Genomic DNA, 24937 nt, shown 5'->3' on the forward strand with positions numbered 1-24937 from the left:
TATGAGCCATGAGCTTACCAGCAACCATGGCGCGGCCTCACCTCTCTTCTCATTCTATCTTTTTTATGCCCTCACACCACTATCGCCCCCTTCTCCCAAAAAAATACGCAGGCCCCTCCCAAGGCCTGCGCAATTTCTTTCCCCCTAAAACGATTCCTGAGTAACTAGCCTCGCACCCCATCCACCATCCGAGTAATTCCCAGTGGATTGGAGTCTTGTAACTCGGCCGGAAGCGCTGAATCCGGGAAGCTCTGGTAAGAAACGGCACGTGCGAATCGGTAAATTGCCATGCTACCAACGGAAGTGCTGCGGCCATCAGATGTCGCCGGATACGGTCCGCCGTGTACCATGGAATGACACACCTCCACACCAGTTGGGAATCCATTAAAGATCAACCTCCCCGCCTTTTGCTCGAGTAATTGGAAAAGCCCAGCATAGCCAGTGAGCGCTTCTTCACTCGCAAAAAGGGAAGCAGTTAACTGCCCCTCAAGACGCTCACAAAGTTCCTGAAGCTGCGCACCATCCTCGTATTGAACTAACAATGTCGCTGGACCAAATACCTCGCCACTCAATGCTGCATCGCTCAAGAATGCCTCAGCTGTAGTCTGGAACACAGCAGGCCCAGCCTGCCCCTGACCGTCACTTGATAACTGAGCCACTGTCTCAACCGCAGCATGCTGCCCCAGCATGGAAATGCCTTCGCGGTAGGCATTACAAATTCCAGCATTGAGCATTGTACCACTGCTGCCTGATTGCACCAATGACTCCAACGCCCCCACAAAACTCTCACTGCCCACTTTGGGTATAAAGACTAATCCCGGGTTCGTGCAAAACTGCCCAACACCCATCGTCAAGGAACCATAAAGCGCTTCTGCCATCTTGCCACTCTGATCCCCCAGAGCACTCTCATCAAAAATCACAGGGTTGATCGCACTCATCTCTGCATACACGGGAATCGGCTCAGGACGTGCCGCCGCAATGTCCATCAATGCACGACCACCCGCCTGTGAGCCTGTAAAGCCTACCGCCTTAATCTGCTCCGCCTTCACCAAAGCTTGCCCCAAGGTACGGCCACTGCCAAACAGCATCGAGAAGACCCCTTCTGGCATGCCAGTCGCCTGAGCTGCCTCAACCACTGCTTCCGCAACAATCTCAGAGAGACCCGGATGTGATGCATGCGCTTTCACAATCACAGGACAACCCGCTGCCAATGCCGATGCCGTGTCGCCACCCGCTACCGAAAATGCCAGCGGAAAATTAGATGCCGCAAAGACTGCAACAGGACCCAATGGCCTCAACATCGAACGTAAATCAACTTTAGGCAAGGGTTGGCGCTCTGCTTGTGCGTGCTCAATCCTCGCATCCACCCAAGACCCTTCCTCAATTAAATCTGCAAACAACCGAAGCTGGCCGATCGTTCTGCCAGACTCACCCCGCATCCTCATTTCAGGTAAGCCAGTCTCTAACGGGCCTCTTTCTGCGATCGTATCCACTACCGCTTCAATATTCGCAGCTATGACTCTGAGAAATTGAGCCCTTTGTTCACCAGATTTTTCGCGATACTCGGCATATGCCTGCTCGGCCAACTCTAACGCGCTCTCTAACTCCGTGTCTGTCGCAGCTATCGTCTCCGGACCGATAGACTCACCCGTGGCTGGGTTAATGGCCGTGCCACAGACATTTTCTCCTCTTCCCCGCTGATACCCAATGAATGATAAACCAGTTAATGACATGTCCTAAATTTCTATTGCTTGTTAGTTTCTTGTTTTTGTTAAAATCTTTCTTCCCTCAGTAGCCCTTACTGTGTGTGATATATCCCGTGTGCAAATGGATCACTCTCTTGAATAATCACAGTCGATTCCCCATTAACCCACGCACTTCCCGTCACACTCGGTAGCACCTTACCGCCCCCCAAATCCGTCACCTTCCCCACAAATACAGTATTCAAAATACTTGCCTGTCGCCAGAGTTCCCCCTCCTTTAGCACCCCTTTTGCAAACAAACAGGCAAGCTTTGCCGACGTCCCCGTTCCACACGGTGAGCGATCATATTCACCACCTGGGCACATCACAAAATTGCGACTGTCAGAATGCGCATCCGCCGGTGGACCAAACAACTCCACATGATCCACAAGCCCACCGTCTTCCCCACGCACCCCCGAACTCTCAAGAGCCTTCAGCACCCTACGCGCATAACCACTCAATGCCTCCACATTCTCAAACCGAACCTCAGGCCCTTGACCATCCACAAGGAAAAACCAATTACCCCCCCACGCAAGATCTCCACGCACAAGCCCCACACCCTCTACCTCCACACTGATGTCCTCCCGATACAGATAGCTCGGAACATTATCAACGGTCACTGAAGCATCATCTCTTAATTCAACAGTCACCACCCCAACTGGCGTGTCTATCCGGTGGCGCCCTACGCCTATTACCCCCATGTGTTCCAGCGTCTTGGCTAAACCAATCGTTCCGTGAATACACATGTTCAAGTACCCCGCATTATTGAAGAAAATCACTCCCGCCACACAATCTGACTCATGCGGCTCCACCAACACCGCCCCCACCATCGCCTCAAATCCACGAGGCTCCAATAAACATGACGTCCGCACCCAATCATGCCGATTCGCTAATTCATCTCTGCGCTCACTCAGTGGCCCAAATCCAAGATCAGGACATCCCTCAATCACCACCCGAGTCGGCTCACCACCCGTGTGTGAATCGACAATTTTTAATTTTTCTGGCGCTTGCGCTTTCATCTGTGATAACTATACCACAAAGATCTTGTATAAATACAGAGAGATTCCCACCGAATCCGCACAGAGCTTAAAGCATATGATCAAAAGTACCTTTTTCCAGCAACTCGGTCGCTGCGTCGTCAGCGAATCCCTCTTCGATCAAGTCCCAGATATTGTGCACTTTGTCAAAGATATCGAAGGGAGATACGTCTCCGTAAATAAAACCCTCGCCCGTAGACTCGGATTCGAAGATAAAGACGAACTCATCGGTAAAAAAGCCCACGAAGTCTTCCCATCCCCACTCGGTGACGGGTTCAGCGCCCAAGATAGCAACATCCTCAAAACTGGCGCCGGCATCCACGCGCGACTTGAGCTCCATATCTACCCAAATGGAAAGCAAGGATGGTGCCTCACCTACAAAGAACCCCTCTTTAACGAACAAAAAAAGGCAGTCGGCATCTGTGGTATCTCGCGCGATATCCACGCCCCCTCCGAAGAACGCGACGACCTCGCCATCCTTCAAAAAGTCATCATTCACATCCGTAACAATGTCGAACAGCCCCTGCGATTACCCGAACTCGCCGAAATGGCTGGACTCTCCGTCTACCAACTCGACCAAAGAATACGAAACCTCCACCAAATCTCCGCAGGCCAGTTCATCACCCAAACCAGAATTGAAAAAGCCTGTAACCTCCTGCGCTGTACCAGTAAAAGTATCGCTGAAACTGCACTAGAATGCGGCTACTCTGACCAGTCCGCATTCTCTCGCCAATTCAAACAAACCACTGGCGTCACACCTAAAGCCTACCGCCAAGAGGTTCATTAAGCCTCGCAGGCACAGCTACCACCCACTAAAAACCCGGGCCACTAAGCCTCTACTTTCCTCTCCCCTACTAAAATCGCTCCACTGCGAGACGCGTATCCACGCCCTCACCACCCAGTATATCAGCTACCATCTGCCCCGTCACTGGCCCTAAACTGAGCCCCATCATCGCGTGCCCAGTGGCCACCACCACATTGCCATACTGCGACAACTTCCCAATGTAGGGTAAACCGTCTGGTGAACATGGCCGCAAACCAGCCCATGCATCCACACCCTCAAAGTGGCTCACATCAAATTGCGGAAAGTATTCTTTTACTGACTTGATGATCCCCTGAACACGTCGCGGGTTCACACTCAAATCATTACCCCCAACCTCCATCGTCCCCGCAAAGCGCAATGCTTGCCCCATCGGCGTGATCGCCACCTTAGCCTCCGTGAAAATCGAACACAACTCAGGAAGCTGAACAGGATGAGGTAAAGTCAAGGAATACCCTTTCCCTGCCTGCATCAATACCTGTGCCCCAAAAATGCGCGCCAAGTCCGGTGACCACGCACCTGCTGCCACCACCACAGCGTCTGCTTCCACTTTCTCTCCCCCCTCTAACATGACAGCCTTGAGCTTGTCTCCCTCTCTCTCACTACCCACAACCTGTGCCCCATAGCGAATCTCTCCACCTCCAGCCTCCACTTTCCTCTCTAACATCTCCATAAAGCGATTCGGCTCCAGATGACAATCCTGCTCAAACCAAACGCTGCCCTGCACATCCATCTCCACGCCAGGGTCGAGCTCAGCAGTCCGTTTCCGGTCACAAACCTCCGCCTTGATTCCAAGAGCATTCGCCATCGCAGCCACCTCAGCCTCACCATCTAGTGCCTTCTGAGTCTTACAAAGCATCAATAAACCACGCTTTTGTAAGCCAAAGTCTGCCCCCTCTTGAAGCTCTTCGAATAGGCGCCGACTCCGCAAACTCATCTCAGCCAACAAGGCTTTGCACCGCTCAGTATGCTCTTCATTCGCATGCCTCCAAAACGCTATCCCCCACCGCATCAAATCTATGCTAAGGCGTGGCTTCACATAAAATGGGCTCTCCGGATTCAGCATCCAGCGCATCCCCTTGGCGATCATACCTGGTGCCGCTAATGGAATAAAATGGCTTGGAACAACCATCCCTGCATTGCCATAGGAACACCCCTCCTCAGATCGTTCTTCTCGCTCCAGCACGGTCACCCTCCAGCCCTCCTGCATCGCATAATAAGCTGAACATAGCCCGACAACGCCCCCACCAATGATCACCACATGTCTCTGAGATTCCTTTTGCACCCCGTCAGTATACCCACAAAGTCTAGCCATCAAATAGAGCCAGCACCCAGCAATCCGCAAAAGAATAGGGCCCCATTCAATCACTCAGGGCCGAACTCCCCCATACTCCCCGCCTCCTATAAAGTGAGCTGGACCACAGCCACACCATAACCCTCAAGCCCCCCCAGTAAAACTCGCGGCGCAAGCTCGGCATCCATCCAAACCCCTAATCCCTCCGGCAACCATACCTCAATCTCATCCCCACATGCCGCCTCAGAAAAATTTAATACAACCAAAAATGCCTCATCACTCTCGCGGTCGTGACGTACAAAGGCATACACACTCTGTGCTATCGCTTCACCACCCGCCCGGTAGGTCGAATTCTCCATATTAGCAGAATTTAAGCCATACACTCCACCTCTCGCAAAGGCTGGCTCTTGCAGTAGTTGACACCATTCGACATACCAAGCACGTAATGCATGCTCCTCCACGGCTAGTTTCCCTCCATCATAGTGCCACTCATTCACCCACTTCGCTAAGCGAGGCAAGTGCCCGTAATCAAAAATACTACTGCGCCCGTCGTCGCCTGCAAAGCCCTCAACACCATCTCCACACTCACCTACCTCTTGACCATTATAGAGCATGTACGGACTCGGCCCTACTCCTGTCAAAAATGCCATCACCACCTTGCCTAAGCTCGCCCCCTGCCCACGCCAATGGTGACGAGAGGCTAACCTCACCTCATCGTGATTCTCCGCATAGCGAAGCATCCGGTTCAATCGATCAGGAGCCCATAACAATGCATCCAACTCCGTCACCCCTCGACCATGCTCCACGACCTCCTTTACTAACTCGTAACTATCTCCATCATACACCGTGTCAAAACCCTGCTTTAGTAAAGACTCTAACACATTCTCGTGAGTCAACTTCGCCGGATCACCATCATAGGCCTCAGCCATAAAGTAACAATGGCTATCCCTCAAGCGTGCCCTGCGAATCACCCATGCCCAAAACTCCATGGGCACCATGTGCGCCATATCACAGCGAAATCCATCCACCCCCAGTTCTTGCCAATACGATAAAATCGCATCCATCTTCACCCAAGTGTCAGGAACCTCATCTAAATGAGCTTCTGCCTCCGGTAAGCAATGTGTGTCCCTCCCAGTCGTGTAATCGTGACCGTAATTCAACTTCACCGTCTCATACCAATCACTCAAGCTTGGCTGCCACGTAGCCGCATTATTCCCAGTCACACGCCCAGCTCCCTCCCCAGAAAACTCCCCACCAGGTAATTCCATCACCCCATCGCCAGCTAAATAAAAGAAGTTGTTATTCCAGGCAAAAAAGCGCCCCACATCATCACTCTCCCCAAAGTTTAAATCCGGCTGAATGTCACTGTGGTAACTCCGCGCCACGTGGTTGGGTACAAAATCAATCAGCGTCTTTATCCCGAGTTCATGACACCGATCCAATAAATCCGAAAATTCCTCAATCCGGTTCTCCGGATCCACCGCATAGTCAGCACAAACGTCAAAATAATCGCGAATCGCATACGGGCTCCCAGCCTTCCCCTTCATCAACACCGCCTCATCCGCTTCAATCCCCGGATAACACGTCGAACTCGCTTGCTCTAACACACCTGTGAACCAAATGTGAGTGAATCCCATACTCTGAATTTCTCGCAGGGCTTTCTCAGTAATCTCAGCAAACTTTCCACAACCATTTTGCTCAATCGTCCCATCCACCACCTGCTGCTCACGGGTGTTGCTAAAGTGACGTACAAATAATTGATAGATGGAGACTCTCACTGACACCAGACTTGCTAGATTTTCCCGCAGGTAAACTAAATTGTTTTGGCCTTGCGGACAAATTCATTGAATAGCTGATGGAAGCCATTTGCCCTCACAGCCTAGTCACGCGGCGGTCTCACTCGCCAAAATGCCGCCAACAAACTCCCAATCAAACAATGGTAAAAGGCCGAAATCGCACAGGGTGTCGCAGCTAACAATGTGAAATGCTGCTTCGCTAGCTGCGATCCCAAACCAGAATTTTGCATCCCTACCTCCACCGACAATGTCCTGCAATTTGCCTCACGTAACTTCAACAACTTTGCAGCCACATACCCCAAGCTAAAGCCCAAAGCATGCACAATGAAAACCGCTGGTAACAAACTACCCGCATACTCAATAATCGCAGGCTTCGTTAATCCAACCACACCTCCAACAATTAATACGATCACCAACACCGACACCAATGGAGAGACCAAACGCACATACTCCAGCCGCTTCTTAAAAAAGTGATTCAATAATACTCCGCCCACTACCGGCAATAAAACAATCGTCACCATCGAGCGAATCATCGCTCCAGCATCCACTTCCAAAATTGCACTCGCATACCACTTCGTTAACAAGGGAGTGAGAACTACCGCTAACAAAGTCGAACACATCGTCATCAAAACACTTAAAGCCACATTGGCCCGTGCAAGATAGCAAATCACATTGCTCGCCGTCCCCCCGGGACAGCAACTTACTAAAATCACCCCAAGCTTTAACATGTCAGGGAGCTGAAATGCCGTTGCCACCGCCCAACCAATCAAAGGCATCAATGCAAACTGAGCGCCCACCCCTATGAAGACCTGCCTCGGCGTCTTACACACCGCTTTGAAATCCTCCAAAGTCAATGTCACCCCCATGCCTAACATGATGACTCCTAAGCCTGCTGAAATTAATTTCACCTCAGTCCCTGGAACCGTCCCCTTCAAAAACCACGTGAACGCTCCCGGCTGAAACCATGCCCAAACCACCCCCAGGATCGTCCAGAGCCAAAATAAGTTAGTACATACTGCGAGAATTTTCATCGTGGGATTTCCAGCGCCTTATGAGCGAGTGCAGCATCAAGGTCAAGACCGAGCTCCCCCCTTCCCATACCAACCCCACACCTACCCCATACATTCCTGCAGCAATCCTGACACTGAGGATTCCATTTACATCTATCAGAGATACTGGCATCATGTAGAAGACCCAACCACACATGGATAAACACCTCATAGAGATTGAAACCTTCATCACCTATACCCTAGGAATTCTCGTGTTTTTCATTGGCATGCAGCTTACCCAGCGCATCAAATTCCTGCGCGAATACAACATTCCTGAGCCAGTAACTGGTGGCATCATCGCTTCACTTGTTAGCTTAGTCCTCTACCTACTCGTTGATGTCGAACTAAACTACAACCTAGAATTCAGAGACATCCTGCTGGTCTACTTCTTTACCACTATCGGAATCAACGCGCGATTCTCTGACCTCATTAATGGCGGCCGCCCCCTTCTCATCCTCCTCACCCTCACCTTAGGCTATATCGTCATCCAAAATATCGTTGGTGTCAGCGGAGCCATGGCCCTCGGCCAACCTAAAGCCATGGGCGTGCTCACAGGCTCAGCCTCACTTATCGGTGGCCACGGAACCGCCATCGCTTGGTCCTCTGATATCGCCAAAGAACACGGTATCTCGAATGCCCTAGAAATTGGCGTGGCCTCCGCCACTATGGGCCTCGTCATGGCCTCACTCCTCGGTGGCCCAATTTCTAAATGGCTCATCCAGACCTTTAAACTCAAAGGCTCCAGCGCACAATCACTCTCAGTCGGGGTCAGCTATGAAAATGAAAACATCGAACGCATCACCCACGTCAGCCTCATGCAGGCTACTTTCGCCATCCACATTGCCATCATCGTTGGCTTCTACCTTAATGACTGGGTTAATGCCCTAGGAGTGAAATTACCACTCTTCGTATCATGCCTCTTAGTGGCCATCTTTCTATCTAACACTATCCCCTTGATCTCTAAGAAAATCGCATGGCCCGCTCGCACACGCGCCATCGCCGTCATCTCTGACTTCTCACTAGGACTCTTCATCGCCATGTCACTGATGGGCATGCAGCTCTGGACTATCGCTGACCTCGCCAGCTCACTCCTCATCCTTCTTGCGGCCCAAGCTGTCTCAGCCATCATCTTTATTCGCTTCCTCCTCTTTCCTCTGATGGGGCGTGACTACCAAGCCTCCGTTCTGAGTGCGGGCTTCGCGGGCTTTTCCCTAGGAGCCACCCCTACCGCCATCGCAAATATGACCGCAGTGACCAAAACCCATGGTCCTGCCCCCACAGCGTTCATTATCCTTCCACTCGTTGGTGCCTTCTTCGTCGACCTTGCCAACGCCTTTATCATTCGCTATTTCTTGAACCTCTAGCCCGCGCTTATTGGGCCCGAAGCGAGCTCCCGCGTAATGCATCGTAGCGCTCAAGGACACTCTCTAACTTTTTCAGGCGAGTCCTGTCTGCTTCCCCCATCTCGCTCATGGGGACAACCACCTTTTCATAGGCCTTTGGAGTTTGATAAAAAACCAACTCGCCATCCTCCCCTTTGCGCATAAGCATGTGCGTCTTGCTCCGAGCCATGACCGTCGCTTTTGCTGTCTCCCCTTTCTTGGGTTCATACCAAATATACGCATAAGGCTTCACACGCCCCCCCTTTCCATAAAGCTCAGGCAATAAACTCACACCATCAATTTCAGCCTCATGCTCCACCCCTGCTAATTCAGTAAAAGTCGGTAAAAAGTCTGCCAAATCAACCAAGGCGTCACTCACCTTCCCAGCTTCAACCTTCCCTGGAAATTTAATAATCAATGGCACGCGCATCCCTTCATCCGTCATCTTCCCCTTGCCCGCTGCAATCTGCCTCCCTGACCATTGGCTCTTGACCGGTATGTCTGTGCCATTGTCCCCAGTAAATACAATCATTGTGTTATCTGCGATCCCTAACTCCTCAAGCTTGGCCTCCAACCTCGCCACCATCTTGTCAATGTGCCCAACCATCGCTCCAAAATACTGCACCTTGCCCTTGTAGGTTTTACTCCCCATAGACTGCGCATCAAAGTCAGCTGTCCCAGGAGTCGGCACAAACGGACAATGCGGTAACACCATCGGATAATACGCAAAAATTGGCTCGTCCTTATGCTGCGTCATAAACTCCCCCAAAAATTCAACAAACACATCAGATGAAAACTCACCATTGTCATAGTCCACCGCTTTGCCATTGCGCTCCAACCGCGGATTCACATGACGAGAATCAATCTTCGTACCCTCTCGCCGAGCCCCTCGGACATGCTGCCATAACAATGATTCCTCAAACCCAAAATGCTGCGCACTGTCCTCCTCCTTACCTAACTGCCACTTGCCTGCAATCACAGTCCGATAACCAGCGTCTCTCAAGTAATGCGCAAAAGTACGTTGCCCTCTATCTAACACCCGAAATTGCACATAGTTTCTTGTGTTGTATTGCCCCGTCATAATCTTCACCCGCGAGGGGGTACACAATGGATTGGCAAAACAATTCGTGAAACGCATACCCTCGCTAGCCATCCGATCCAGATGTGGCGTCTTATAACTCTGCCCACCATTCGCACCCACTGTCTCATACCCCATATCATCGGCCATGATCAGGATGATGTTAGGCTTTTGCGCCACACCTAACAAAGGCATCAAACTAAGAAAAATAAAAATCGGCAGAAATTTCATAAGTAGTTTTTAAAATATGATTTAGGCTAGATCACTGCATCGTGAAACCTAGGGGTGTGGACAATGAAGCCTCAACATGCATCCAATGTTGAGACTTACCTAAGTCAGCACAACGCTTTATTTTGCAATGATGGTTTTCTCAAATGTTTTGGGAATTCCATAACGAGTAGAGACCGAAAACTTAAACCTGTACTCACCCGCCTTTGGTGCTCCAAAGTTAGTAGTCAAGGTCCCGTCTGAATGACAACGTAACCAATCCTCCCCTTCCAATTTCGTAAAAAACAACTCAGCCTTCTTCCTTCTACCCTTCGAATCGGGTGGCAATAACGCAGTCACACACTTCGTGAGCTTCTCGCTGAAATTGTTATCGCCCACCGTCGCAGCACGTAATTGACGCTGGTCATTGATCGTTACCTCCACGTCTTGGATGCTGCCATCAGTAGTGAAAGTCGTATAGGATTCCCATGGGAAGCTCTTATTACCATTCTTCACAAATCCAACCTTCCAAAAGTACGTCGTGTTATCACTCAAATCCGCAAGCAAGGCATTGCTATCATTGGTTTCGATGTACTTCCTATCAGAAAAAGATGCGTCGGTAGCGTACACCACCACGAAACGTTGGTTCTCCTTTTTGCCGCTGTAGTTCCATGACACATTAACCCCCTGAGGGTTCGCTTTATCTCCATTCTTTGGGTAACTCTGCTTGATAATGTCTCCCGAAGCCAGGGTCTGAACTTCCCTCTCTCCCAAGGCATAATCAAAAATAGTGAAGGCATCAATGTTGATGGCTGAACGGTTTTTCCCATAGCCAAATCGGATTTTGTCAAAGGCCAAACCCTGACCTACTTCAGGCGCAAATGCTGCTGTGTATCGCTTGCCATTGACAATCAATGTCATCGTCTTCGCTGACCGGTTCACGGAAGCCACCATGTCAAACCACTCACCAGCAGCCGGCGCAGGCACTTCAATCCGTCCCTCCGTCTCCTTCTCAGCTAAGCCTTTCACCGTGCGGAAAATCACGTAGAATTTCCCATCTAAAATCGAAGCATCAAAGCATTCAAAGGTCTTGCCGAACTTGAAAAACTGCAGTTGCCCCTTCGCCGCAGTCTCATAACGCAAGCGAGCTGCCACTGTCACATCAGATTCACCTGGTACCACCTTCGTGCGGCTCAAATCCCCCCGAGTGCCTTTTGGTAGACTCACAAAATCATCGCCAGATCGCTCAGCTAAATACTTCTTAATCATCTCCGCCTTCTCACCTTTGGCATCAATGCCCAAGATCTTACGCTCAGCCGGTGTGTTGAATGCCAAATTCAAGACTGTCGTGCGTGCGTAAACGTCTAACACAAACTGACGCTCTACCGTCCGTTCCAAGGTCTTCACTTCCAAACTTCCAGAATGCTCCCCAACACTCAATTGATGAGCGTCATTAAAGAGCACACGTAACTTCCGAGAGCTATAGGGCGCAAGCTTAAAGCTCTCATCTTCGGCAATCAGAGCCCCACTCGTGTGCACTGTATACTGTTGCTCTTGGCTACTCTGATTGCGCACCACCATTGTGTACCCAATCGGTGTCCTGTTCTTTTCTTGATGACGAAACTTCAGAACATCCATGTTCGGCCCAACCACAAGAGGATCCTCATTAACTTTGGGCATCACCACTACAGATGGATCCCCCATCAAATTCATCAAGAAATTAGATGCCCCTACCTTCTTCATCCCATCCGCGTAATCAGATAACAACCTCCAATGGGCCTCGCCCGTCGACTGGCCAAAATAGAGCCTCTCATAGCCAGCCGCAGAGTCAGTATCATCATCCCCGCCCATACTCGTCACCGAGCGCGTGGCTCCCACTGCCGCAATCCCAATGTGATTAAACAATGCATTGGTAACATTGTCACTATGCTCTGGACTCGCCACATCACAGCCACCTAGATACACATAACTTGGCTGCGTGCGTTTCAACTCTTTTGCCTTCGCTGTGCTCATTTGCCCCGCCATGCTGGTCGGTGACCCGTGCTCTTGAAAATTAATGAAACCATAGGGCTTATCGGCATTGAGAGCAGCCTGGATTATCTCACCATTCCACTTCGAACTCGTTGGCTCATATCCATACCCCTGACTCACCCGATAAGTCTCAAGCCTGCCACCTGAATACGGTAAAAATTGATCCTGTATCTTCTTGAAACGCTTATCGGCACCACCCACGTAAAATATATCATTACGCCATGCTGTGTCACCATTCGCCCCTAATTCATACTCAATTGTACGCCTTAAAATCTTGTCCACACCCGCAAGATTCGAATACGCATGATCCTCCCCGTAATAGGGGATCCTCCCCACATACACTTCAGCCACACAATCAATCTCACCCGTTGCGTAATCCGCCTTCTCCGCTAAAATCGAATTCCCATTCGCATCCCAGTTAGACGTCAAATCCGCATAGTAATAATCTGATGGATCCGAACCATCATACAACAAATACTTCCCGTCCTCAGTCCTAGGCTTATCCTTGTACTTGAGGTACTTCGCATAGTCCTTCTTCGCTTCAGGTGCTGGCACCTTATACTTCCTCGGTTTAAACTTCGCCATCGGAATCAACCCCTCATCTGGATGCGGGTTCTCAATAATCAAGGTGTAGAGCAGGTTGAGCTTTTTATAATTCTCCTGCATCCATTGGTGCACGCGATCCGCTTGCTTGCGTCCCTTCCCACTCTCAACCACGCCCCAGTCCTTTTCCGTTGCAACATGCACCTTAAACCCTCTACTCTCCTTGTGCTTAATGAATGCTGCTAATGCCTTCGAGTGAGTCTTAATGTACTCACTCGTTGCTATCAAATAACCAGTTTGCCCCGCCTTCATTTTCTCTGGCACTAAAGACTTGAGAGTACCAGATTGTGAATACAAGGGCTGTGCGGCCTGCACCGCCTCGTCGATTTTAGAAACGTCCTTCGTCACCATGGCTGAACCAGTCGACGCGTGCGCCACTGCCCCACCGAGGAGTCCAATCAGGCTGCTGATGTGAATTTTTGTCATTTTTTTAGATCATAGGGTGTAGAAATGCCCACTCATCCGAGCGTATGGGCTACCTATAGGTCGTCTCACCTCACACATTTGATCGAAGATTTCACCCAAGCTACCACAATTCCCAAAATCATCCACGCCCCCTGCATCACCATTGACGCCACCTCCCCTCCAATGACACAGTAGCCATACTCCATGGAACAAACCCGATACACACTCATCGAAAGACTCAAAGACCAGCAGAATGAAGCAGCCTGGCAAACCTTCTCGAGTACCTATGAAGCCTACATCTATGTCGTCCTCAAACGCCTCGGAGTCACCCATGAAGAAGCCGTCGACCTGCGCCAAGACATTCTCCTGAAACTCTGGAAAAAATTGCCAACCTTCGACTACCAGCCCGAAAAAGCAAAGTTTCGCACCTGGCTCTGCCAAGTCATCCGCAATACTGCCTTCACCTACCTCAGCTCAAAAAATAGCGAGAAAGCTCGCATCGACCTCTACTTCTCCGAAGAAAATAACCCTGCAAATAAAGAGTCAAAACTCGACTCCATCATGGACGAAGAATGGCGTAGCTACATCAGCAATACCGCCATGGAAGCACTCCGCGAAAAATTTAATGCCCAAAGTATCGAAATCTTCGAACGCTCGCTCGAAGGTGCTAAAGCACCAGAACTCGCCGCAGAATACAACCTCCAAGAAAATACCATCTACCGCATTAAAAATCGGGTCAAAGAACGCCTCATCGTCGAAATCGCCAGATTGCGCAAAGAACTCGAATAAGCCTCATGAGTGATGATTCCTCCAACAATGGCTTCAAAATGAATGCCAACCTCGCCCAATTCTACGAGGCTTCCCTCAGCCCGGTGGAATTGCTCTCGGAGGAACGCTATATCAACGAGGAATTTATTGCCGAAGGCGCCATCAAGCGTGTCTACAAAGTCACCGACACCCATTGCTCCCGCACCATCGCGCTCGCGCGCATCAAACACGAGCTCATCAACCTCGAACACTCCATCGACTTTATCCGTGAAGTCCAAATTACCTCCGGCTTCGAGCACCCTAACATTATACGCGTCTACAACATCGGAATCAGCCACGGCGCCCCATGGTTCACCATGGAACTCACCTCCGGAAGAACCCTCGTCGATAAACTGAAAGAAGAAACCAAACTTACCCTCAACAAAAAGTTAGAAATCTTCCGCGATATCTGCGACGCCATCCAGTACGCCCACGCCCGAGACGTCCTCCACCTCGACCTCAAGCCTGAAAATGTGAGTATCGGCAAGGAAGGACAAATCCTCCTAGGCGACTGGGGCATTGCGTCAAGTATCGCACAGAGTGTTGAAGGTGATCTCGCAAAAGCCCAAACCCAATACGGCTACATCAAAGGCTCACCCGGATTTATGGCCCCCGAACAAGCCTACGAAGGGTATCAAAAGCACCCCACCGCCGATGTATTCGGGCTCGGCGCTCTCCTCTTTTATATCCTCACCTCCGAAGCCCCCATTATGGGCGACTCCCCAACCGTTGCCCTCACCAGTACCCGACTCGGACAAATCAAAAGCCTCGAACGTAAAGATATCCCACCACGCCTCGTCCACGTCCTCGCTAAAGCCCTCGCCCTGCGCCCACAAAACCGCTACCAACACGTCGCTGAGCTCAAACGCGAGATCGACCAATACCTCGACGGCTTCGCAACCTCTGCTGAGTCTGCCAACTTCACAACCCAACTCCACCTCTTTGTCCGCCGGCACATGGCTGCCTGTATCTCAGCCATCCTTCTCTTCATCCTCCTGCCCGCCAGTACCATCTATTACATCAGCTCGGTAAAAATTAGCGAAAAAGAAGCCCTCAAAGCCAAAACCGAAGCCCTCAAAGCAAAAGAAGAAGCCCAAATCCACCTCGCAAAGTTTGTCGAAGAGCAAGAAGCCCGACAAAAAGAACGCCGAGATTCCTCCCTCGTCTTCCAACGCCACTCCACATACAACCTCCATAATTTCAACCTCGATCAAGCACTCGAATCCGCTCAAGACGCCGTCGCAAATGACCCAGAAAATGAAAATGCCCTCTACCGACTCGGCTTCCTCCACTTCATGCGACAAGACTTTAAAGAAGCCAATAAATACCTCAAATACGGCCAACATAAAGATGCCGACCTCATGAAACTCGCCGCCAAATACGCCCCACTCAACCGTAAACTCACTGGCTCAGAAACCGTCCACCTCTTCAACCAAATCCAAGACCGACGCGCATTCCTTAAATATTGTATGTTCCTCTACGATTCAAAAATTAAATCCACCCAAGAACATCTCACACTCGTTAAATTCTTCCTCGAAAAAGAAAATAAAGTGAAACCTATCAATATCTCCTGGAATCAAAAAAATCTCACACTCACACTCACCGGTAACCCAAAACTTAAAACTATCTACACCAGAAAAACGAGCTTCGCTAAAGCCACTAACCTCCTCTCAAATATACCTGCAAAAAAAGTTTTGTTAGATGACACAGGGAAGAATCGAAAAAATATCAAAAACCTCCTTCCTAACAAAAATTGCAAACCCACCTTCGTTCCTCTCTCTACTGTCGCTTCAGAGAAGTAAGCCCCTCTTCTTTCCTTCTAGGATAGTGCCGTACTCCCCTCATTCACCCTCTGTTTTCTCCCCGCCTTTTTGATAGACCCTCACCCAGTCTACTTGCATCTGTTGAGGAAAAAGCGCAAAGTCGTAAAGCTCGTTCTGACCTTTCTTATCTGGCCCCTTATCCCTAGGCCCCCACACTCCAAAATATTTTCCTCCTACTGCTTGATTTAAAATTAAATAAAACGGGTAATCCCTATACACACTTCTCCCTCCAAACTTTTTTTGCTCAGCTAAATCTAAGCCCTTCCCCCATTCCTGATGATCAAACATAAATACGATTCGATCCTTCGTCCACTCACAACCAAATACATGAAAGTTGTCAGGATAGGAAGCCTCCCCATCTTTGGGCTGTAAGCTTCCATCTAACACTTGATCAGCTATCCACTGCTTCGGATCGATCGCTCCATCATAGCGACGGTAATGTGAATACCAGCCAATATTTCCAACAGTCCATTCTTTTGGGCTCCTGTGATACACAGCCCCCCCGTGATAAAGACGTGTTGCCCTGCCAGACATTTCCATAATGTCTATCTCACCGCTGTAGGGCCAAGAACTGTAACTCCATTTCCACTTCTTAGCCGCAGCCTGAGCATCCCAATACCCCCAGAAAGGCGCACTCCCAGGCTCCGGTAACATCCAAAACGCCGGCCACACGGGTACAGCCGTCTTTTTACCACTCTTGTCTCTCGGGTTTTTGATCCTAGCCTCCACTAATCCATAGGTAAATGAGGCCAACCCCTTCGTCTCAAGCTTTGCAGACCTGAAATCCTGATGATCAATCTCCCTCACGAACTTTCCATTCTTACCATCCTTCAATGGATACTTCGCATCTGGTGCATGCCTGGCTATAATCGTTAATTGACCATCCCTAACATAAAAGGTCTCTCCCTCAGCATCCACATATGCTTGGGCCTCACCATTGCCATGCCCGTATTGACCAATAACTGTATCATCTACTGGCCTCCATTTCTTCCGATCTAACTTCTCATCAACAAATTCATCCTGCCACACGAGCTTGTACTCCGGCCGAGTAGGGTGCGCATCTCCTATCCGAGGCACCTCTTCCGCTACCACACGTGAGACACTAAGACCAAAAAATAGACAAATTACAAATGGTGGTAGCTTCAGCATGATGGACTACCCTGCCTAATTCAGCACACCGCGTAAAGTAGCATTTCCCCCACCGCATCATTCCTTATACCTCGCTAACTAACAAGGATCTACTCACTACCTCCCTCAACATTTCCTAGCTTCTAAGCTAAAATCAGGAAAAGCCCCTGCGTGAATAAAATCGACCTTTACTACTGCCAATTCCTTTGCTGAGAGCCATCCATTTTTGTCTACATCGTACTTCTCAATCACACCTTCCCGGAAACGAGACCTCCCTTGCCTAAGCTCTCCCTTCGACAACTCACCGTCTCGGTTTAGATCGTACTTCTCGAGAAGCAAAGCCCGATGCGCCCGATACATCTCTTCTTCCACGCGCTGCATCTCAGCAAATTCCTCAGCGCAAAACACCCCATTCTTATCACGGTCAAACCGAGCCAGCCGATAAGCATCCTCCGCGTTCTCCACTATGTTCGCCCCCCCAGAAACAGAAGCCATGATCCAAATCCCAATACTCATCCATATACGCATCACCTATGAGACCAAACATCTCTGAAATTGATCGATGTTTTTTCCATCTCCCGTATGCTTCCATGACTCAATGCCACTCTGACAAAAGTCACACAGAGCACACCCTAACCATCGCAACACCACTCCAGAACGCATCCATATGAACCTACCACGCTTGCTTGCTTTTTACTTCCTCACAATGACTGCCTCCATGCTGGCCATGGCGCAACCCCGCCCGCTTGTCCTTGTGCACTACATGCCCTGGTACGAGTCTAAAGAAATAAGTGGGAAATGGGGCTGGCATTGGACCATGAATGGTCGCTTCAACCCCGATCATATCCAACCCAATGGTCAGCGCGATATCGCGTCACACCACTACCCGCTTCTCGGAGCTTACGATTCCAGAGACCCAGACCTCCTGGCGTGTCACACACAACTCATGCAAATCACTGGTATCGATGGCGTCATCATTGATTGGTACGGCTGCCAAAACTTTCGTGCCTACCCAAAAATCCATCAAAGTACCCAGCACCTCATCGAATCCATCAAACAAGCAGGGCTAAAATATGCGATCTGCTATGAAGATCGCACCATTGAAGCTATAAGCGAACAAAAACAATTGAGCCCCACGCAGGAGATTGAACTCTGCCAACAAGATCTCGCCTGGCTCTCTAAACACTGCTTTAGCGACCCTGCATACGTTAAACTCGCTGGACGCCCCATCCTCCCAGTCTTTGGTCCAGTCCATTTTAAGACCCCACAACAATGGCAATCAATCCTCTCTAACGTCTCTCCCAAACCCGCCTTCTACGCGCTTCCACATATGACCCAACAAACCAATGCCGATGGGTCTTTTGGTTGGCCCCCAGTTCATGGAGGCAAAGAAATCTCCACCCACCAATGGAAGAAATACCTCCAGACACTCTACTCCCAAAAAACCGACAAAACCATTGCCATCGCCTTTCCTAGATTCCAAGACATCTACTCCACTAGCTACGGTTCTATCGATCCGCGAGGCACTAAAACATTCAGCGAAAGCCTACACTTAGCCAAGCAATCCAATGCCCCCATTATCCAAATCGCCACCTGGAACGACTTCGGTGAAGGCACTGTCATTGAACCCACAATACAAACCTCCTACCAATACCTCGAGCTGCTCCAAAAATCACTCAACCCTAAAACCACCCCACAAGATCTGCGGCTTCCAATCCAACTTTACCATCTAAAAAAATACTACCACTCAAACCAAAAAATACGTACCGAACTCCAAAACGCCTCCAGACAAATCACTCTCGGAAACCTCCCCGCAGCGCGTTCTCTCATCCTCCCCTACCTCAATACTCCAACAATACCGTTGGGCGAATGATGATCAATCACCGCCCAACGCTACTCCCCTTCCCATATCTATTTCAGGGTCTTAATATATTCTAACAAATCCACCATATCTTGATCTGATAGATTGCCGAAGCTAGCTGGCATGAATGAACGCCCCGTATACCTCTGCTTCTTAATCTCATCTTTGGGCACGAATGTCTTCCCTCCTCCCATCGCAGCCACCGTCGTCCCTTTAGCATCTTTCTTCACAAGAAACCCCTCTACTGTAGCACCATCTTTCCGCGTGACCTGATACAGGTGATACCCCCCCTCTACGGCAACATCCGGATCAACAATCGCAGTCAGCAAATGCTCCACATCGCGGTGCCCTGAACCATCTAATGGTGGTGCGATGTCCTTCCCCTCATCCCCCACTCTGTGGCACATCAAACACGCAGCAAAAGTGGCTTTCCCTTTTTCTGCATCTCCATCTAACGACTCAGCGGCTTGCATGAAACCTTGAATCTTAGCATGAACCTGCTTCTTTTCCACAGCAATACGAGCACGCACCTCACGCATTAACTGAGCACGCTGGTTGTCACGAGCCCGTACCGCCAACACTCTCTCTGCCGCAGATAAATCAAATGCCTCTCCCGCCAACTTCCCCTTCTGGTATAACTTAAACATCACATCAGCCCCCTCTCTACTCTGAGTCACACGTCCTACCAAAGACCGTACTTGCCCAGGTGTCATGTCACCTAACAAATCACTAACTAGTTCTAAGGCAACCTTCGCATCAGCCCTAGCGTATGCGGCTACAGCAGCCTCACGCACCTCCCTAGCTTGCTTTGCATCTCCAGCAATCTCGGCAAAGCTCTTACGGTAAACTCTCGGCTCCGTTGCCTGAGCTGCAAGCAACAAACTCATCCTCTCTGTATTGCTCGGATCCACATCCACCCCCTCAAGCTCTCGAGAAAACCCTCTCAAATTCAGTGCTGCCACAGCTACAAGCCCTTCATCTACAAGCTCCTCATCCGCAAAATGCCTCCTCACCTGAGGCGTGATTACCTCCTTGAAACGTTCTGAACTGATCCGAGACCTGTTCTCAACCGCAACCTGAACATATGCTCTCGCGTAACTGGAGTCAGTTAAGTTCCCTTTTACAACATCGTACACGGCCTTATTACTTAACATATTTACCACTGCTACATAAGTTTCAGAATCTAACTGTTTATGTGACACTGCTTTCCAAAGCTTCAAAAATGCTGCCTCCCTCTCTTTTTCTCCCAGAGCTTGGATGGCCCACAACAAATTCTCAGCAGGCATTTTCGCAGCTGCTTCGGAATCCATAAACTTTACTAAAGTGTCTTGGTAACCCTCTAACGCGTAGCGAGCCAAAAACCTCTCGAAACTGCGTTCATAGCCTCCCCCCATATTCTTCCCATCTAGAGCCGGCTTACATGCTGAAACTAACAACTCAACGGTTTGCATACTTGCTCCCTTGAGATCACGTAGCGTGCGTAACACCTGCGACCTAACCATACAATTATAGTCATCAATATGTGGCGCCAACAACTTGGCCGCCTCACTCGGATCCAAACCAAAACTCGCAAGTGAACGGATCGCTTCACGTCGCAAATTACCATCCTTATCTGAAACTAACTGAGCCATTAATGGCGCGTCGTAATGCCCCAGCCCCTCGAGCGCCCAGAGTGCATGAATCCGCGTGACAACATTGAGACTCCGGTTGCTTACTACCTTCATTAAATCTGGAATGAGCTCCTTCGCCCCCCGATCAACAATCTGATACCACGCCGCTCGCATCTCCCACAAGCTCGACGCCTGAATGTGCTGAACTAAAGCTGCGTTGCTTGCTTCCTTCACATTAGGAATTGGACGCACCTTTTGGCTTTCGTGCCGAACCCTCCATATCCTCCCATGCGTGCGATCCCGATCTGGATGCCCCGTGCTCACCTCGTTGTGCGACACAATCTTGTTGTACCAATCCGCAATATACAAGCAACCATCAGGACCAAACTCGATGTTCACTGGCCTGAACCAATCATCCTCACACACTAGCAAATCTTCCAAGTGCTCCGCCTTCACACTCCCATCAGCCTTGCGCTTGATCCGTACCGAGTTGAGGGTCGAGGTGATCGGGTTCGCTAAAATTGCCACATCCTTCCATTCCTTAGGAAATCCACCCGAAAGCGAATCTGAAAAGGCCAAACCAGAAATACCTGTCCCCCCAACGCGGAATTCGTGCATCTCAGGTAAGTATGGTTGATAGGCACGTAGCTTTACAGCCGCCACCCCAGTCATTGCCGTACCATGTTCATACGGCACCACTGAATATGCTCGGTCATTCGCCTCGGTCCCGTACCATTGTCCATCGTTTCGCAGTACCATCCCCCACATGTTAGAAGGACCTGTCGACACCACCTCAAGCTCTCGATGGTCCATGCTAAAACGAACTTGGCAGGATGCATCTACCCGCGCTTTCACACCTGACTTCACCGCTGTCACCTCTCCTTTATTCAAGGCGCCTTGAGAAAAATACATATACCCACCAGGACCTCGCACTAACAGGTGAGCCATCGTGTGAGTGTCAGTGAAACCAAAACCAGTCAACACTGGTTCCACCTTGTCGGACTTGCCGTCCCCATCCGTATCCCTGAGCAAAAACAGTTCAGAACCATGACATACATACGCCCCATCTTTGTAGGGATGAATGCTCTGTGGAATAGAGAGTCCGTCAGCCCAAACCTGCAGTTGACCCTTCGCTTCTTTACTTGGGTCATCCAATATTAAAATCTGATCTTTGCCCTGACTCTTCAGTTGATAGAGGTCTTTGATCTTCTTAAATCGAGGATCGTTGTTCTGTGTCTCAACATCATTCATCAGCTTTAAAAGCTGCCCCCACTTTATCCCTACAACAGGATCTAACGGATACATTCTTGCCGTCTGGGTCCATAGCCGACCAGCGTCATCAAATGTTAAATCAATGGGATTCACCACTCCATTTCGCTCAGATGCCACCAGCTCTATGACAAAACCATCCGCTAGCTTGAATGTTTTCAACTGCTCTTCTGGAGTCAATGCACGGGTACGTTGCGAATGCGTTTTCTTCGCCTGCGCCTGAAGGCCTGGCATCGCTACAACAAGCGTGCTTAGCAAAATGACTGATAGTGACTTCATAGTGGTTGGGTGGTTGCTTGAGCTCAGGTATCCCCCCAAGCTCTCATGTACTATATAGTACTGACCCAAACCACGCATGATCCACACATCCACCTACAAATAATCCCACATCCTTTCATACTTGTAGCTTTCCCTCCCACCTCAATAACGCTTAAGGCTTCAGTAAACCCTCCCGATCAAGAAACTCAGCAGTCTCCTCAATCGTACTCTTATAATACTCCAAGTTGGCCTTTTTGCGAAACATGGGACTATTAAAAAAACCATGAGCTGCCCCTACATAAGGGACCAAGGTGCAGCTATTCCCTTTCTCTTTCATCACCTTTGAGAAACGCTCAGCATTCTCAAAAGGGACTGTCTCATCGGCCTTCCCGTGCATGACTATCGTCGGAGGACCACCCTCAACCACCTGATGTACTGGTGAAAGCTTCTGCCTCAGTTCTTTTACCTTCTCTACACCATAGCCTAACTCAGTGGTATCTAACACAGGGTTGTACAGGACTAGGTAGTTCGGCTTCGAAGAAATTGCGAGATCTTCCCCCTCAGCTTCAAACCCTCTAACAAATGCAGTGCAAGCCGCCAGATGGCCTCCGGCTGAGCCTCCTGCCGCAATCACCTTATTTCCATCTATACCTAATTGCCCAGCGTGCTTCCGAACCCATCTAATTGCTGATTTTGCATCCTCGACACAGGCATCAGGCCTCACCTTATGCTTCTTAGCCACGCGATATTCAGCACAGATGGTAACCAGACCACGCTTTCTAAACTCATCAGCTTGCTGGTAAAACTGCACAGGACTACCTACCGCCCAGCCCCCACCAAAAAAGAACACCATGCATGGAACCTCCCCCTTCACCTGGCTTGGCTGAAACACATGCAGCTTCAGCGGATCACCTTCCTGAATTTTCTTATACTCAATCAACTTGTCTGGTCGAACACGCTCCGCGGCATCGCGTGCTTCCACCCTAATACATAAAAAACAAAGAACCCATAGTGCCCAAATAAACTTCTGTCTAATCATCTATCTAACTCCCCCATCCTAGATTTTTTTAATTCATTACTCAACCTCAGTCTACAGGACCTCTATTTCTTCTTTTTTCCTTCAGCCACTGATCGGTTCAAGAATTCAACCTCCACATCGTTTTGCACCTTCTTCCCTTCAGTACTCCTACCATCCTCGATATATTGCACCATCAGATCATGTAGGCCCTGTACCACCTCTGGCTGGCTCTCGTATACATTCACCTTCTCCCCCGGATCAGCATCGAGGTCAAACAACTGCCACTTAGGAGCTCCCTCAGGCGCCTTACGTGGAGCACTCCACCCTCCTGAGCCACCACAGAAACACAACTTCCACCGCCCCTGGCGAATAGCAAAACTTCCATTGATAGAATGCATCACAATCGCTCCACGATCCACCTGCGACGCGTCCTTCAATGTCGGTAAAAAAGATACCGAATCTACCCCATCTTCAGAACCTAACTCAGCGCCCACGATCTCTGCACAGGTAGCGTAAAAATCTGCTAGTGTAGTGAGACGCTTCGTTTCCGTTCCTGCCGTAACCACCTTGGGCCACATCGCCAGTGTCGGAACTCTGTGCCCGCCCTCGTAAATGTCTGCCTTGTGCCCCCTCAAGTCACCATTCGGCTTATGGCCTTTTTCTACTAACTTTCCGATACCTGCAGCTGGAGAGCAGCCGTTGTCGGTGGAGAACATCACCAATGTATTTTCTGTGATCTTGTTCGCATCCAAGGCTTCTAACACTTGGCCCACCACCCAGTCTGTCTCCATTAAAAAATCTCCGTATTTACCAATCGGTGATTTGCCTAACCATTCCTTGCTCGGCACAATAGGAGTATGCGGAGATGTCAAAGGAAGGTATAAAAAAAATGGTTTCTCACTCTTCGCCTTCTGGTTGATATAGGCCACCGACTTTTCCGCAAAAACCTTCAAGCATTGGTTCGCCTCGAAATCTGGTGCTGCCGCCCCCTTGCGCGGAAACCCTTTCGTAACCGACCCCTCAGCCGTTGCCCGTTCGTTTTCAATGTAAACATAAGGAGCCATGTCCAATGACGCCTGGATCCCATAAAAATAATCAAATCCATGAGAAGTCGGCGTGACAGCAGGCTTAGCAAAATCAATATCATATCCCGTGCGTGACTTCGGATTGTTCTTCTCCTTAAATTCCCAGCCAATCCCTAGATGCCACTTCCCGACGCATGCCGTATCATATCCCTTATCCTTTAAAATTGATGCCACAGTCGACTCATCTTTCTTTATCAATGGCTTGTCATGTGGGGAGAAAAACACCCCTTTCTGTAGACGCGTCCTCCAATTGTAACGCCCGGTAAGCAATCCATACCGAGATGGCGTACACACTGAAGAAGTAGTGTGGGCATCGGTAAAGCGCATCCCCTCACGAGCCATCCTATCCAATGCCGGAGTGTCCGCTTTCCCAGTCCTATGAGACACATCTCCCACTCCCATATCATCTGCAAAAATGAAAATGATATTCGGTAACTCAGCCGCCTTCACACTGCCAAACCCAGCCCCAACGACCACGGCCCCCATTAAAATATTACGCATCATCAGCTTACTATACATACCTGTGATACGTAGCCTTTCCCCAATTTGGGACACCGCTGTCAGAGATTCATCGACATTCCACGAGCATTGCAGCCAAGGGAAGCTCTCTCCTTCTTCCCTTGGCTGATAAACT

General features: G+C 49.8%; 17 protein-coding genes. 5 read left to right on the forward strand and 12 right to left on the reverse strand.

Annotation, left to right across the window (positions count from 1 at the left end; translation table 11 throughout):
* Window positions 1–164 precede the first annotated feature (164 nt).
* A complete protein-coding gene (locus tag ACFSW8_RS05990; RefSeq protein ID WP_377089109.1) occupies window positions 165–1733 on the reverse strand; it encodes an aldehyde dehydrogenase (NADP(+)) in 1569 nt (522 codons plus the stop codon).
* A gap of 65 nt (window positions 1734–1798) precedes the next feature.
* A complete protein-coding gene (locus ACFSW8_RS05995; protein WP_377089108.1) occupies window positions 1799–2761 on the reverse strand; it encodes a proline racemase family protein in 963 nt (320 codons plus the stop codon).
* Window positions 2762–2837: 76 nt separating this feature from the next.
* Between ACFSW8_RS05995 and ACFSW8_RS06000 the strand changes: the two genes are divergently transcribed.
* A complete protein-coding gene (locus ACFSW8_RS06000; RefSeq protein ID WP_377177707.1) occupies window positions 2838–3566 on the forward strand; it encodes an AraC family transcriptional regulator in 729 nt (242 codons plus the stop codon).
* 67 nt (window positions 3567–3633) lie between these two features.
* On the opposite strand, the gene ACFSW8_RS06005 is transcribed toward ACFSW8_RS06000, so the two are convergent.
* The 3 genes from ACFSW8_RS06005 to ACFSW8_RS06015 all read right to left on the reverse strand — a co-directional run bounded on the left by ACFSW8_RS06005 (window position 3634) and on the right by ACFSW8_RS06015 (window position 7720).
* Window positions 3634–4914 carry an NAD(P)/FAD-dependent oxidoreductase gene (locus ACFSW8_RS06005; protein ID WP_377177709.1) on the reverse strand — a complete coding sequence of 427 codons (1281 nt, stop codon included), beginning with the start codon at window positions 4912–4914 and terminating at the stop codon, window positions 3634–3636.
* Between the two features lie 86 nt (window positions 4915–5000).
* Complete coding sequence (locus ACFSW8_RS06010) at window positions 5001–6677, reverse strand: alpha-amylase family glycosyl hydrolase (protein ID WP_377177711.1); 1677 nt, start codon at window positions 6675–6677, stop codon at window positions 5001–5003.
* A gap of 95 nt (window positions 6678–6772) precedes the next feature.
* Window positions 6773–7720, reverse strand: coding sequence for a bile acid:sodium symporter family protein (locus ACFSW8_RS06015; protein WP_377089103.1), 948 nt, complete (start codon window positions 7718–7720; stop codon window positions 6773–6775).
* Between the two features lie 173 nt (window positions 7721–7893).
* Here ACFSW8_RS06015 and gltS point away from each other — a divergent pair, with 173 nt between their 5' ends.
* On the forward strand, window positions 7894–9102 hold the full coding sequence (gltS, locus tag ACFSW8_RS06020; protein WP_377089101.1) for a sodium/glutamate symporter: 1209 nt from the start codon (window positions 7894–7896) through the stop codon (window positions 9100–9102).
* Between the two features lie 7 nt (window positions 9103–9109).
* Here the strand turns inward: gltS and ACFSW8_RS06025 are convergent, their stop codons facing one another.
* Together ACFSW8_RS06025 and ACFSW8_RS06030 are read right to left on the reverse strand one after the other, a co-directional pair.
* Window positions 9110–10429: a sulfatase family protein gene (locus ACFSW8_RS06025; RefSeq protein WP_377089100.1), complete on the reverse strand. Its 1320-nt coding sequence runs from the start codon at window positions 10427–10429 to the stop codon at window positions 9110–9112.
* 117 nt (window positions 10430–10546) lie between these two features.
* A complete protein-coding gene (locus ACFSW8_RS06030) occupies window positions 10547–13465 on the reverse strand; it encodes a C25 family cysteine peptidase (protein WP_377089099.1) in 2919 nt (972 codons plus the stop codon).
* 183 nt (window positions 13466–13648) lie between these two features.
* Between ACFSW8_RS06030 and ACFSW8_RS06035 the strand changes: the two genes are divergently transcribed.
* Together ACFSW8_RS06035 and ACFSW8_RS06040 are read left to right on the forward strand one after the other, a co-directional pair.
* On the forward strand, window positions 13649–14233 hold the full coding sequence (locus ACFSW8_RS06035; protein ID WP_377089097.1) for an RNA polymerase sigma factor: 585 nt from the start codon (window positions 13649–13651) through the stop codon (window positions 14231–14233).
* A gap of 5 nt (window positions 14234–14238) precedes the next feature.
* On the forward strand, window positions 14239–16053 hold the full coding sequence (locus tag ACFSW8_RS06040) for a protein kinase domain-containing protein (protein ID WP_377089096.1): 1815 nt from the start codon (window positions 14239–14241) through the stop codon (window positions 16051–16053).
* Window positions 16054–16092: 39 nt separating this feature from the next.
* On the opposite strand, the gene ACFSW8_RS06045 is transcribed toward ACFSW8_RS06040, so the two are convergent.
* Together ACFSW8_RS06045 and ACFSW8_RS06050 are read right to left on the reverse strand one after the other, a co-directional pair.
* The gene (locus ACFSW8_RS06045; RefSeq protein WP_377089095.1) at window positions 16093–17223 is read right to left on the reverse strand and encodes a glycoside hydrolase family 16 protein; all 1131 of its coding nucleotides are present in this window, start codon (window positions 17221–17223) and stop codon (window positions 16093–16095) included.
* Window positions 17224–17328: 105 nt separating this feature from the next.
* Complete coding sequence (locus ACFSW8_RS06050) at window positions 17329–17697, reverse strand: EF-hand domain-containing protein (RefSeq protein WP_377177713.1); 369 nt, start codon at window positions 17695–17697, stop codon at window positions 17329–17331.
* A 172-nt stretch (window positions 17698–17869) separates the two neighbouring features.
* Between ACFSW8_RS06050 and ACFSW8_RS06055 the strand changes: the two genes are divergently transcribed.
* Window positions 17870–19075 carry a glycoside hydrolase family 99 protein gene (locus tag ACFSW8_RS06055; protein WP_377089092.1) on the forward strand — a complete coding sequence of 402 codons (1206 nt, stop codon included), beginning with the start codon at window positions 17870–17872 and terminating at the stop codon, window positions 19073–19075.
* Between the two features lie 38 nt (window positions 19076–19113).
* Here ACFSW8_RS06055 and ACFSW8_RS06060 read toward each other — a convergent pair whose 3' ends face one another.
* The 3 genes from ACFSW8_RS06060 to ACFSW8_RS06070 form a co-directional block, all read right to left on the reverse strand.
* Window positions 19114–22221: a PVC-type heme-binding CxxCH protein gene (locus ACFSW8_RS06060; protein ID WP_377177715.1), complete on the reverse strand. Its 3108-nt coding sequence runs from the start codon at window positions 22219–22221 to the stop codon at window positions 19114–19116.
* A gap of 151 nt (window positions 22222–22372) precedes the next feature.
* Window positions 22373–23182 carry an alpha/beta hydrolase gene (locus ACFSW8_RS06065; protein ID WP_377177717.1) on the reverse strand — a complete coding sequence of 270 codons (810 nt, stop codon included), beginning with the start codon at window positions 23180–23182 and terminating at the stop codon, window positions 22373–22375.
* 119 nt (window positions 23183–23301) lie between these two features.
* Window positions 23302–24822: a sulfatase family protein gene (locus ACFSW8_RS06070; protein ID WP_377177719.1), complete on the reverse strand. Its 1521-nt coding sequence runs from the start codon at window positions 24820–24822 to the stop codon at window positions 23302–23304.
* Window positions 24823–24937 lie beyond the last annotated feature (115 nt).

The sequence above is a fragment of the Rubritalea tangerina genome (genome assembly GCF_042683245.1).
GTDB classification, from domain to species: domain Bacteria; phylum Verrucomicrobiota; class Verrucomicrobiia; order Verrucomicrobiales; family Akkermansiaceae; genus Rubritalea; species Rubritalea tangerina.